The organism is Microcoleus sp. K4-B3, from assembly GCF_036704615.1.
Classification (GTDB): domain Bacteria; phylum Cyanobacteriota; class Cyanobacteriia; order Cyanobacteriales; family Microcoleaceae; genus Microcoleus.
The window spans coordinates 1-11,343 of sequence record NZ_JAUBSF010000136.1 but is presented as its reverse complement, the minus strand read 5'-3'; the positions used below and the strand labels follow the sequence as shown (position 1 = coordinate 11,343).

Here is an 11,343-nt window from a genome sequence, read left to right as displayed (position 1 = left end):
GAAAAACTTTTTGACTCCAACTTTTCACAACTGATAAAAAATTTCCACACACATCTGCGGAATGTGGGATAGATTGTAAGCGAGCATCTGTATGGACACGGAAATGCCTTCTCCTTAGAGAGATATGCGACTTTTAATAATTGGTATAAGATTAAAAATTGTAGCAAGATATTTTGGAAGTGGTATAACAAATGACACGATCGCATTTTCCCCTAGTTTAAGACAATGGTTCCCAACCTAGAATTTCCGCAACTTGCTGTGCCAAACTCAAAGGATCAAAAGGCTTAGCAATCACCCCCGCTACCCCCAAATCAGCAAATTCGCTCAAATCCATCGCCTGCACCTTAGCAGTCAGGAAAATGACCGGAATCCCCCGAGTAGCCACATTGTTTTGCAGCAAACTAAACAGAGCAACTCCGTCCATATCCGGCATCATCACATCTAGCAGAATAGCGTCAGGGAGTTGAGTTTCAGCTAAAAGCCTTCCTTCGCTGCTGCTGAGCGCGCTCAGTACCGTCCAGCCACCTAAATGTTCCAGACAGGCCTGGATGACGCTGCAGAGGTTTTTTTCATCATCGATTACCAAAATGCGCTTTGCTGACATAATTAAAACTCTAATTTTAAATTAATCATGGTAAACCGAAAAAGGACTTACGCACGCTGCCTCATCAACCCGGTTTCTTCGCAGATATAGCAGAAGGAAGAAGCAAGACGGAAGAAGAAATCAGCAATAAAATTAACTGTTTCAGCAATTAAGAACGTCCTAATAGTCTTGGCGGTTGCTATATTTTGCCGCTCACCTACTTAAACCGAGAACATAAAAATCGATATAGATCCCTCGCAAACTCATTCTCCCCGCGTGCGTTGCGAGGAACGTTGCTTTCGCGATGTCTTATGAAAGCAATCTCAAAACTCAAAACTTTTTCCCCCTTCGCCTTCCAACGGTGCAGGCATTGTGAAATAGAAACTGCTTCCTTCTGAGACAACACTTTCAACCCAAATTCTGCCGCCGTGCTGCTGCACGATGCTGCGACATATAGCCAAACCTAAACCGGTACCTCCTTTTTGGCGGGAGTCAGAAGCATCGACCTGTTGAAACCGTCCAAAGATTGTTTCTAGTTTATCAGCAGGAATCCCCCGCCCTCTATCTTTGACTTCAAATAAAACCCGATCGCCCAAATCTTTAACCCTGACAGTTACTGTACTCTCCGGAGCCGAGAATTTAATCGCATTGCTCAACAAATTTACCAGCAGTTGAACGAGCCTGTCGGGGTCAGCCCAAATTTTTGCCGTTTCTGGCAAAATAGACAAATTAATGTTATTCTCAGCAGCTACAGACAGCAAAGCTTCCGCAGACTTCCGAATCAAAACAGCCGCATCGCACCACTGCTTGACGAGGATAACTTGGCTCGAATCAAGCCGCTCTAAGTCTAGAATATCGTTGACCAAACGCACTAACCGTTCGGTATCGCCAGAGGCGATTTCTAACATCTGTTTGGCAGTTTCCGGTTGCTCTTTCAGTACGCCAGCCGCCAGCAAACCTAAAGAACCGCGAATTGAGGCAAGCGGCGTTCGCAGTTCGTGGCTGACAATCGAAATAAACTCATTTTTCATTTTTTCAATTGCCCGACTTTCTGTGATATCTGTGACTGTGCCGACGTGACCGATTAGTTGATCTCTGTCAAAAAAAATCGGAGATGTTTTAAGCCGACAAAACCGGATTATTCCGTCTCGCTGGATGTGGCGGAATTCGCAGGAAAATTCCCCATCAAGCGATTGCGATTCCGACCACTTAGACAGAATTAATTTGATGTCTTCGGGGTGAACAAACCGCATCCAGCCTTTTCCTAAAGCTGCTGCCTGTGTGAAGCCGCCAATTGCTTGACAGCGGGGATTTGTATAGGTACATTTCCCCTCAGTATCGATTTTAAAAATGCCGACGGGCGAACTTTCGCTCAGAGAGCGAAATAAAGCTTCGCTTTCTCGGAGTTCTGCTTGAGAGCTTTCTAGTTCTCGGGTTCGCTGCAAAACTCGCATTTCTAACAGTTCGTTGAGCTGTTGGAGGGCGGCTTCAGCAAGTTTGCGGTCACTAATATCGCGGTGTACTGATACCCAATGGGTAAACCCACCTGTTTGGTCAGCGATCGGCACAATGCTGATTTCTACCCAAAATTCCGTCCCGTCTTTGCGATAATTGATCAAGTCAACCCGCATCGGCTGCCAGGTTTCCAAAGCTGTCCGAATTCGATCGAGACTGGCGCGGTCTGTTTTGTCTCCTTGCAAAATGCGCGGGGTTTTGCCCAAAACTTCTTCTAACGTATAGCCAGTCATCCGCGTGAAAGCTGGGTTGACATAAAGAATTCGCGGGCCCGGTTCGTGAATCGGTTCAGCTTCCGTAATTAACACGGCGTCGTTAGTAGTGGTGACTGCTGATTCCAACAGGCGCAACTGTAATTCTCTAGCTTTGCGATCGGTAATTTCTGTAACTGTCCCCACCATCCGCACTGCATCGCCTGCTTCATTGTAAAAAAACTTACCTTTCCCCTCAATCCAGTGAATGCTGCCGTCCGGCCAAACCACGCGGTTTTCGTTACAGAAATCCGATCGCTGGGCGATCGCCTGATTTATAGCATTCTGAATACTGTTTAAATCTTCTGGGTGAACGCAAGCTGCAAAACTTTGATAAGTTCCACCAAAAGTTCCCGGGGCCAACCCATACAACTCTTCGTGTTCCCTCGACCAAATAATGCGATTTTTCTGCAAGTCCCAGTCCCAAAATCCGATTTTGGTAGCCGACAAAGCTAAGCTGAGCTGCTGATTGGTTTTCCGCAACTCCATGCTAGTAATAGCAACTCGAAGTTCTCGGACTATTTCAATTTCGCACTGCTGCCAAGGCAAAGATTTTAACCTCACAGTTTCTTGCCACAACTCAAAGGAATTGCGAGGAGACATCAGCCTGCTGCCATCCGGCTTTAATTCAATTGACCACTCTGGTTCACCTGCCCAGTTGACAGTTTGAATTACTTCGGGACGGAACCACAAAATGTAATAATTTTGCATCTCGGACATGGCAAGTATCAGCAAACCGCTAGCCACTTCTTTAAACTTCTCGGAGGGCGGATACAGCTTTGAGAGAGAATCTGTAGGAAAAATATCATTATTTTTTTGACTTTTTATCCAAGCAATTAAGTTTTCGATTTCTACCAATTCCGGGGTTTGGCCGATGGTTGTTAAATTTTCATTGGCACACACAACTGCACCGGTAGCGCCCACTAAGGCCAGCAATTCATCTCGGAATGTCAGCAAACCTTCTACAAAGCTGTTTTTTTGAGAAATTTCTTTAATAAATTTATGGCAATTTTGTTTTAAATAAATACCATATTCCCAGTTTTCGCTATCTTGTTTGTAGCTGAGTTCGAGATTCACAAACTTTGCTAGCATTTCGCAAGCCGTTCTTGTTTCGTAGTTGACATACTTTCGTGTTGGGTGGTGACAGGCTATCAATCCCCAGACTTTTTTATCTTTGATTAATGTCAGGGTCATGCTAGCGGCAACGTTCATATTTTTGAGATATTGAACGTGGCAAGGGGAAACTGCTCTCAACAAAGAGCAGCCCAGATCCACAGGGCGACCAGTCAGCGGATTGCAGTGAGGAATTAGTTCTACAGGCTGACAGTTAATATCGGGAATAAACCGAATTAAATTCATGTTGAACAGTTTTCTTGCCTGGGGGGGAATATCGGTAGCTGGATAGTGCAGTCCCAATAAAGGAGCCACACTTTCTACTTTGTCTTCGGCGACAACTTCCCCCGCACCGGTGGCATCAAATTGATAGACGATCGCTCGATCGAAACCGATCATCCTCCGCATTTCTTCCACTGCTGTCTGACACAGCACTTGCAGGTTTGGTGTTTTGTGGATTTTGTCGATCGGCTCTTGAACTAAATGATAACAATTCAAACAATCGCTAGCTTGTGGGGAAACAATCGGCTCTAGCTCAAAAATTAATGCTGAACTAGATTGATGCAGCGTCCCCTCAAAAAAAGACTGGCGGTTTTTACTTTTGAATGATAATCTGATACCGTTAGATTGATGACAGTTTTCAGATAAAGCTTTTTCTATAGCCTCAATTTCCTCAGTCTCGACAAATTCATGTAAAAATTGCCCCAAAAGTTCTTCGGCGTAAATGCCGAGAGCCTCAAAAGTATTGTTGCTAACTTGCAAAATTTTCAACACAGGAGATTCCAGCACCAAAAGGATGCCATGAGGTTGAATCGAAGCCTGGGCGTAAATTTGTTCGCAGTCGCTATCATTGAGAGTGCCTGTGTCTGAGGGCAATATCCTTGCTTTCATATGATTAATACTTCTCTAAATTAGTCTATGTTCTGGAGGAGCGGGCCAACATCAATCAACGCCACCGCGTCCGAATCGCACAACCACACAATCCCAATTCTTGGCTAAGGCTTCCTGATTCGTTTCGGACACGGACTGCATATTTCCTCCTAGTTATACCAGTTCAAAAAAAGAATACAACTGTAGGCAGGTGCTCGAAACCAGAAGTTTCATCAGTCATTCCGAATCCTTCAGTTCTTTAATTCTTTAATTTTTTAATCTAAAAGGGTATTAGTGTTGTGCCTGAGCCAGTCTGTGCCTGAGTTGAGTCCGCTCCAAACGATTCAGGAGGCGAGCAATCAATTCCGGTTTCACGATCGGCTTGTTCACGTAGTCGTCAGCACCTGCGACAAACATTTGGCGCACTGTTTCCGACTCGGAATGAGCCGTCAAAAATAGCACGGGGAGCCTGCTCCAGCGCAAATCGTTGCGCACTGCCAAACACAGCTCGATACCACTGTAACCGGGCATCTCCACATCTAAAATTAGCAAATCCGGACAAGTGGTTTCGAGTACCTCCCAGAACTTTTCGGGATCATCCAATGTTGTTACTTGAAATCCCCAAGGTTGTAGAATCACTTGCAGTGCAGCTAATAGATGCACGTCATCGTCTACCACCATAACTTTAGCTTCAGCAGGGCCAGTCTGGTCGAGAACTTGGGCGACTGCTTTGAGTATATCTGCTGGGGGGATAGATTTGTGTAAAAAGCCGGAAGCTCCCAAACGAGCAACTTCTATTCGATCGCTCAATTGATTGTGCCCGCTAAAAACTATCACGGGAATTTCGGGTTTTTCACTGCGGAGTTCGGCTAGGAAAGAAAGTCCGTTTTCCTGAGTTCTGGAAAATGTCAAATCCAGCAAAACCGCGTCGGGAGGCTGTTGAGAAATCGCACTTCTTGCCGCTTGCGCAGAGTTGGCGACTTCCATCTGGAAGCCGAAAGCGGATGCTACTATTTTCAGTTGATCGCTCCCAAAAGTATCATCATCAACAATCAGCATTCGGCGCTTCTGGGAAACCGCAGGAACCAAATCGCCTTCTGGTTCGGGCGACGGGCGATCGAATATCTGTTTGAGCTTATCCAGAAATCCCTCAATCTGCTGAGCCGTCTCCGGTTGTAAGATGTTTTCAGCCTTGAACAAATGTTCTATCTTGCGCGCAACTTCCGAACCTTTGGGCAGCCCTAAAGTTCCCAAAGAACCGACTAATTTGTGAGCTTGAGCCTGGGCTTCCTGGCGCAGTTCGCCCTCCAAGGTTCCGCTTTTGAGTTGAGCGATCGCGCGATCGAATATCGCCACCTTGTCTATAAAATTGGCTTTTAAATTTTCCCGCATTTTGGCAACCACATTCTGGACTTTAACGCGGCGGTCGTCTTTGTTTAATTCCTGGCTCGACCCGCTGGATTCAGCAGATAAAGTCTCTTGACTTTTAGCAGTTTCTGCCGTTTCCCGCGCAACTTTTGGGCTCTCAATATCCTCTTGCAAACTTTTGAGCCGATAGCCCAGTCCGTACACGGTTTCCACTAAATCTACAGTCATCCCGGCTGCTTTCAGCTTCTGCCGCAGCCCCTTGATGTGAGCGGTAACGGCTTCTTCCTGAGGAAATTCGCCGGCCGACCAAATGCGATCGAGGATGGCGCTGCGGCTGAAAATGCGCCGGGGATTTCTCAGGAAAAGTTCCAGCAAATTGTACTCTTTCGGAGTCAAGTGCAGCACTTTTTCGGCATAAGTTACTTCTGTAGTGTCCGGGTTGACTTGCAGTTTTTCCCAGGTCAAATTTGTACTCGACAAAGTTGCCTTACCCCGGCGCAGCAAAGCGCGAATTCGAGCGATTAATTCTTCGAGATTAAAGGGTTTGACCACATAATCGTCTGCACCCGCCTCTAAACCTTGGACTCTATCGTTGCTGCTATCTAGTGCTGTTAGCAGTAAAATCGGCATTTGGCAGCCGGACGATCGCAATTTCCGACACAAACTAATGCCGTCGAGTTTAGGAATCAGGACATCCAAAACAATCAGGTCGTAATCGTATGCCTGCACCAACTGCAAGGCTGTTTCACCGTCTGCTGCCGCATTCACATTGTAATTGTGAGAGTTCAGCGCTTGGGTCAGCAAACTGACTGTAACTGTGTCATCTTCTACCAGCAGAATTTTCATAAGCGTAACCTGTTGTTTAATCTATTTTAGTGACTGACTTCTTATCGAATTATTGGGATAGTTAAATAACCTTTTTCCTAGTTTATTTTAAATTTTCCCACCCTCAGTCTAACAAATAGTATTCTTGAATATAGTAAAATGGTAAATTATTCTTGGGATTTTTTTTACCTGTCCCAATGTTTCATCGGATTCTCCCGGGGACTTTATGGTTTTTTTGACTTCAGCGCCTGCTGAATTTTTTGAATCAGATATTGCGATGAATCTTGATGCTTAACTAAGTTTTCCAACTCAGAAACCGCGACTTCGGCGTTTTCTATCTCTTTAACTAAAGAATCAGCGGTAACACTTTTTCTGACTCCCAAAGGTTGTTTGATAGCGGTCTGTGAATTGAAATCTTTTTCCGCTATTAATTCCTCCAACTCTAACAGCGCCATTTCCGCGCGATCGATCTTGATGGTCACAGATTTAGCCACATTAGCACCCGCTCTTGCTGCCTGCGTGAGTTCATGAACGCGAAGTTTAAACCGGCTGGCAATTTGCTCCATTTGAGTCCCTAATTCAAAAGTTTTACTCGCCAGTCTGCCAATTTCCAGACTCACTTGGCTCAGACCGCTGGGCTGACTTCCCATTTGATTGGTAACTACAGCCACCTGTACTGCTAAATGCCTGACTTGTTCGATCGCTTCCCGGATGGTTCGGGAAGTGCGGTTAACCGTTTCTAAATCATTAGCTATTGCTTTGCCAACGCCCAAAATTTTCTCTGTATTGTTGCAAATAGAATTAGCACCTTGAAACGTAGCTTGAAATGCTTGGCGACCTTCTGAGGAAATCAGTTTCGCAATCCTCACAAATCGCTGATTCATTTGAGCAATTTCTTCAGCTTGTTTTACCAGTGCCACTTGCTGGGAACTGGGAGTAGTATTCGAGTTTTTGGTTTGACGTTGTTGGGATTTTAAAAGCTCATTACATTCGTGGAATCTCGCCTGTTCTTGTTGAATTACCGCCAGATATTTGTGCCTTTCTACTCGGTATTTTTGAATAACTTTGTTAGCTTGCGCTAAAATTTTCGACTGGGCAATCACCAGAGTATGAACGTCCAAAATGCGGTAAGTCCGGTTTTCCATTACTACAATAATCGGTTCATAAATCAAGTCTTTGTGCCTGTTGAGAGACGCTTGCACCGCATCCTCAACTTTCCATTTTTCCGAAAGCAGCAAAGGCGGAATTCTAATAAAATCTAACAAGCAGCGAATCGGGTGCTGCCCGTAAAGTTCTAAGCGATCGGGAAGACTCATTTGCTCTCGAAACTTGACGCGAGAAATCATGCCCAATACCTGTGATTCGTGGGTAATAATGACTCCCGGCAAGTCTGGTTCTTGCTCGAATCTTTCAGCCACTACCTGTCCTGGAGTTGCAGCACTCACTTGAAAGTGGTGACAAGGCAGATGTCCGATAGTGAAATCGGGGGTGAGTTGAGTTGGATTGCTCATTTACCCGGATCGTGTTAAGTAGAAGTTAACAAATTATATATTGATATTATACTGGAATAAGATTTTTTAAAGTAGTCAAGAACCCACCACTCATCGGAATACCGATTTAGTGGGGGCTTGAAAGAGTCCTAGTTGACCAGCCTAAATCTTAACTGACAGGAGTTGTGGGCAAGTGTTGAAGTTCACACGCCCGGAATCTGTAGCTAGTTAAGATATCTGTAACGAAAGCATTAAACAGCCATTTGGGAGGCAGTGTGTTTGGCAAAGTACCGACCTACAACAAAGGCCCGTGCTAACTTGACCCCAGCAATGGGAGTGGAATTCCTTAGTTGCCATAAAAAACCCGGTTCACAAACACGACCAGAAGCGATCGATTATTCAGCCGTATCTGTGCCCCCCATTTCCTCCCACCGCTTTCGCGCTCTTACAGCTATAGTGGGGTAACTCGCGACAAAGAAAGATGACAACTATAGGGAGAAATAAGCTTTCTGGCTCCTGGCTCTGACGAGAGCCAGCCTTCTGACTACTTTCATCTCAAGTCTCTTGGAGCGGCCGCGCCTGCTGCGCCCCTGGTTCCGTCCCCACAAAAGGGGTCTTCATATTTTGTTCTTTAAAACAACCGGGAAAATATCTAGATTGAAACCAAAAACCTTAAATCGGACTTTGCCGCTAGCAACCTTTGAGGCTGCTTACCAGTTGTTACAGCAAATGGCTGAACTTCCCGGGGCGATTTGGCTGGCCGACGATGCGATCGCTGATTATCAAAATCTGGAAAACTCGTCGGAAAGGTTTGCAGCAGTGGTATCCGATCATTTTAGCGGGCTGCTGCGGGGCAAGCTATTAGATGAGTTCGCAACAAACGGACGCAAACACAGCGAAAAAAATCTTAATTCGCAATTGAATGTGCAGTTGACTTTCGATCCCGGGGCGATCGCCAATTTCCTCTCTCCCCTCGCAAACAAACTCGCAGAAATAACGCCCGCACCCTCGCGGCAAATTGACATCCGCGCCCTCAAACAAGCAATTAAAAATATACAGCCAAACTCGGCAGTTTTTCAAAGCGAATTCACCCTAAATTTGCTGGATATTCTCGGTTCAGATGCCAGAAAAAACTGTCACCAGCCCCTACAACACCAAGCAGAAATAGAGCAAAATTCCGCGCCAAAAGTGATAGCTCCAGAAACGCTACAGATCCAGATTGCCGAAGCCGTCAATCAATTACAAGTTGCCAGTCCCTGCATTTCATTTTGTCAGCCAGTGGAAGATGCTTTGCAGCAGCAGCTCGAACAAGAGCGACTTTTGAACCAAGTGACAACTCAAATCCGCCAGAGTTTGGAATTGCCTGTAATTTTGTCAAAAGCAGTCGAGCGAGTGCGAGAGTTTTTGGAGGTCGATCGCCTGTTAATCTATCAATTTGAAAAAGTGCCAGCGCCGCACAATGGTGAGTTAGCTAAAGAAATACCTGCGGCGGTTTCAGAGTCAGGCGAAATCAAAGAAAATTTCGGGTCTTACTTGTATTTAGGTCGCGTCACCTACGAAGCTTTAGCCAACGATGCTATCTCGTCTGTAATGAACTTTAGTGATGGCGCGCAGTGTTTTACCAATGGAGTCATTGACAGAGAGAAATATCGCAAAGGTTTGGCTTTGTGCGTCGCGGATGTGGAAACAACTTACTCTTCGCAACCTTGTTTTTTAGAGTTGATGCGGCGGGCGAAGGTGCGCGCGAAGTTGCTAGTGCCGATCGTAGTTCAAGACGACTTGTGGGGGCTGCTAATTGCCCACCAGTGTACTTTTCGGGAGTGGGAAGAAAGCAAAAAAACATTTTTGCGGCAAATAGCAGAACATTTGGCGATCGCCATTTATCAAGCCGAACTTTATGCACAAGTCCAGCAGCAAAAGCGCACCTCAGAACAGCGCGTAATAGAGCGCACGCGAGAACTGCGCGATGCACTAGCCGCCGCCCAGTCGGCTAGCCTCGCCAAGAGCGAATTTTTGGCAGCTATGAGTCACGAATTGCGGACTCCCCTCACCTGCGTCATTGGCATTTCTGACACCCTGCTGCGGTGGTCTTACGGCAAAGTTGGCAGCAAAGAAGTGCCGGTGCAAAAGCAGCGGCAGTACCTGCAAACTATCCGGGACAGTGGCGACCACTTATTAGAATTAATTAACGATATTTTAGATTTATCGCAAGTAGAAGCGGGAAAAGCAGTATTAAAAATTAGTGAATTTTCAATTTCTAAATTAGCTTCTCAGAGCCTGCACGCCCTGAAAGAAAAAGCTATGGCTAAAGGCGTGGAACTGCTGCAAGAACAGCGGATAAAACAAGAGTGCGATCGCTTCACCGCTGACCCGCGCCGCTTGAGACAAATTCTCTTCAATCTTTTAGGAAATGCGATTAAATTTACTCCCGAAGGGGGGCGAGTCATCCTGCGAGTTTGGGTGACAGAAGATAAAAATCGAACGCCGGCAGTGCGGCAGCCCGGTACTGCACCGGCCGGCAGCACCGCTGTTTTTCAAATCAAAGATACCGGCATTGGAATTCCCGAAGATCAGCGATCGCTTTTGTTTCAAAAATTCCAGCAGTTGGATTCCCCCTACCGCCGCGAATACGGCGGCACCGGTCTCGGATTGGCATTAACTAAACAGTTAGTAGAGCTTCACGGCGGCGCGATCGAAGTCCACTCTAAAGTTGATGTCGGCTCTACTTTTACCGTTTTTATACCCATCCAAACTCAAAGCAAAGATGAATCCACAAAATTCAAATATGAAAAATCGAATTCATCTTTACCGCTGCATTCTTCCTCCTTGCGGGGCAGCCTCGTGCTCGTCGAAGAAGATGAAGAAACTGCCATGCTGATTTGCGATATCCTGACAGTCGCAGGACTGCAAGTGGTGTGGATGATTGAAGGTTCGGCGGCGGTCGAACAAATTGAACTTTTGCAGCCGAATGCAGTGATTGTGGATATGCGTTTGCCTGGTATGAATGGCTGCGAAATAATTCACCAACTGCGCCAAAAACCCGCTACTGAAAATATCAAAATTCTGGCTTTAAGCGCTAATGAGATTCCCGCAGATGAGATATCTTTCGTGACGGGGGGAGCTAACGATTGTTTGGCTAAACCGATTCACCCTGAGCAATTGCTTGACAAAATTATTTCTTTAATGGCCGGGATTGGTAATGGGTAATGGGGAATTGGGCATCGGGCATCGGGCATCGGGCATCGGGCATCGGGCATCGGGCATCGGGCATCGGGCATCGGGCATCGGGCATCGGGCATCGGGCATCGGGCATCGGGCATCGGGCATC

Annotated in this window: 5 protein-coding genes; 1 reads left to right on the top strand and 4 read right to left on the bottom strand. The window is 46.1% G+C overall.

The features are described 5' to 3' along the window. Nucleotides 1-217: 217 nt before the first annotated feature. The 4 genes from QUA78_RS30330 to QUA78_RS30315 all read right to left on the bottom strand — a co-directional run bounded on the left by QUA78_RS30330 (nt 218) and on the right by QUA78_RS30315 (nt 8,036). Nucleotides 218-604, bottom strand: coding sequence for a response regulator (locus tag QUA78_RS30330; RefSeq protein WP_333303888.1), 387 nt, complete (start codon nt 602-604; stop codon nt 218-220). 302 nt (nt 605-906) lie between these two features. Continuing rightward, on the bottom strand, nt 907-4,353 hold the full coding sequence (locus QUA78_RS30325) for a PAS domain S-box protein (RefSeq protein WP_333303891.1): 3,447 nt from the start codon (nt 4,351-4,353) through the stop codon (nt 907-909). Nucleotides 4,354-4,623: 270 nt separating this feature from the next. Further along, entirely contained in the window at nt 4,624-6,546 is a 1,923-nt protein-coding gene (locus tag QUA78_RS30320; protein WP_333303893.1) for a response regulator, read from the bottom strand. A gap of 203 nt (nt 6,547-6,749) precedes the next feature. Beyond that, complete coding sequence (locus QUA78_RS30315) at nt 6,750-8,036, bottom strand: chemotaxis protein (RefSeq protein ID WP_333303894.1); 1,287 nt, start codon at nt 8,034-8,036, stop codon at nt 6,750-6,752. A gap of 636 nt (nt 8,037-8,672) precedes the next feature. Between QUA78_RS30315 and QUA78_RS30310 the strand changes: the two genes are divergently transcribed. After that, on the top strand, nt 8,673-11,222 hold the full coding sequence (locus tag QUA78_RS30310) for an ATP-binding protein (protein ID WP_333303896.1): 2,550 nt from the start codon (nt 8,673-8,675) through the stop codon (nt 11,220-11,222). Nucleotides 11,223-11,343 lie beyond the last annotated feature (121 nt).